Origin of the sequence: Citrobacter sp. TBCS-14, assembly GCF_005280805.1 — a bacterium.
In the GTDB taxonomy this organism is placed as follows: domain Bacteria; phylum Pseudomonadota; class Gammaproteobacteria; order Enterobacterales; family Enterobacteriaceae; genus Citrobacter; species Citrobacter gillenii.
This window is the reverse complement of sequence record NZ_SZWM01001076.1, coordinates 1-373: the sequence shown is the minus strand read 5'-3', so window position 1 is coordinate 373 and position 373 is coordinate 1. Positions and strand designations below refer to the sequence as shown.

At 54.7% G+C, this 373-nt stretch carries 1 pseudogene; it reads right to left on the bottom strand.

From position 1 onward, the window contains the following. A pseudogene (gene sorE / locus FDX22_RS31975) lies at positions 1 to 373 on the bottom strand (L-sorbose 1-phosphate reductase); the annotation flags it as partial.

The window sequence follows — 373 nt, the reverse complement described above, 5'->3', positions numbered from 1 at the left end:
AAATAGGTTTCACCTTCGTAGGCCAGCAGGCAGTCCTGCTCCATCACCTCATTGGGAATAACGACGTGGGTGGCTTCACCGCCCACCCACGGGAAGGAGTAGCCGGGACAGTCCGGGCGATCCGGCAGTTGCAGGTTAGCCTGAATGACATAGCGCTGGCCGGGCTGAAACTTATGCTGCCATTTTTTGCCTACGGCAATAATGTCGCCGCAAAACTCATGACCGATGATGATCGGGTTGGTGGCCACATCGTCCGGCACCTTTTTGTGGTTCTCGCCCTGGTTAGCCTCTTTCCAGGAAGAAAGGCACAGGCTGTCGGTTACGACTGAGGCCAGAATTTCATCGTCCTGCATTTCAGGAAGATCGAAGGTTT